The organism is Paraburkholderia podalyriae (assembly GCF_014397785.1).
GTDB classification, from domain to species: Bacteria; Pseudomonadota; Gammaproteobacteria; order Burkholderiales; family Burkholderiaceae; genus Paraburkholderia; species Paraburkholderia podalyriae.
In genome coordinates, this window is the sequence record NZ_VZQQ01000227.1 from 1 (window position 1) to 1,342 (window position 1,342).

At 56.0% G+C, this 1,342-nt stretch carries 1 protein-coding gene and 1 pseudogene; both read left to right on the top strand.

All coding sequences use genetic code 11. The annotated features are described in order from the left end of the window. Positions 1-144: 144 nt before the first annotated feature. Positions 145-963: pseudogene (locus F6X42_RS42715) on the top strand (aspartate-semialdehyde dehydrogenase); the annotation flags it as partial. Positions 964-1,229: 266 nt separating this feature from the next. Further along, the coding region (locus F6X42_RS42720; protein WP_187639240.1) for a LysR family transcriptional regulator at positions 1,230-1,342 on the top strand (113 nt) is incomplete at its 3' end.

Genomic DNA, 1,342 nt, shown 5'->3' on the forward strand with positions numbered 1-1,342 from the left:
GGCTATCTCGCACGCGCCAACGATCCTCCGCCCGGCAATAAAGTCATCTGGCGCGGCATGCATCGTCTTGTCGACATCCAGATTGGATACTCGTTGGGGCGTGAAAATAGTGGGTAATCACAAGGTCTTCTCGGAGTTTACCTTGCGTTGTTCTCCGCCGGCTCAGCGATCGCAAGAAAGTTCGCTCCTGCGGCGGTCCGCAATGGTTGCACGGTGATAGACAATTCGTCGGCATTTCGGCTTGAAAGCGATGTGCCTCTCGTGGTGCCGGAAGTGAATCCGGGAGCATTAAGCAGCCATCAGGGGATCATAGCGAACCCCAATTGCGTCGCGGCCATTGCCACGGTCGCGTTAGCTCCAATTCACCGAGTCTCAAAAATCCGCCGGCTGACCATCTCGACATATCAGGCGGCGTCGGGTGCGGGTGCAGCGGCTATGAACGAACTACGTGAAGCCACTAGCGCCTACCTTCGCGATGAAGCCTATCAGTCGAGAGTTCTGCCACATCCGTATGCGTTTAATCTTTTTAGCCATAACGCCGAGGTCGAACTCGAAAGCGGGTATAACGGCGAAGAAATCAAGATCATTGCCGAGACCCGCAAACTTCTCGACGCTGCAGAACTGCCCATTGGCATCACCTGCATTCGAGTACCGATACTTCGGGCACATGCGATTGCCATCACGGTTGCACTTTCGGATCCCGTGAGTCCAGGCGATGCGCGCGCTATATTTTCACGAGCCGAAGGACTTCGATTGGTTGACGATCGGCTGAATAATCATTTTCCGATGCCCTCTGAAGCGTCCGGCGAAAATGAAGTGCTAGTAGGACGTGTGCGACGAGACCTTGGAGATCCGTCGGGTCACTCTTTGGCTCTCTTTGTTGTCGGAGATCAGCTATTGAAAGGAGCGGCATTGAATGCCGTACAAATTGCCGAGCAGCTTTCCTCGTCGATTCGCTCATAGCTGCAATTCGATCAACAATTGCCGCTGCGCGCCGGTACGTACCTGGCAACCGGCGGCTTCAAGGGGGCGCCGACTGTATCTCTGAAGTCGTGCTTCGGAGTGAGGGGAGAAGAAAGGTGGCGCGAGGAATTCAGGCAGCGGCATAAGGAGCGGCCGCATAACCCCCGGCCTCTGCGGCGAAAAACAGGGGAATCTCATCGAGGCATTGATGTCCTCTTGCCAGATGCGCTACCGGATGCCGAGGAGTGGAGATGAAAGTGGGCGCGATGTTGAACATGATGGAGCTGGAGACGTTTGCTGCGGTGGTCGAACATCGCAGCTTCACGCAGGCGGCGGTCGCGCTGAATATCTCCTCTGCTGCAGTGACGCGCCGCGTGAA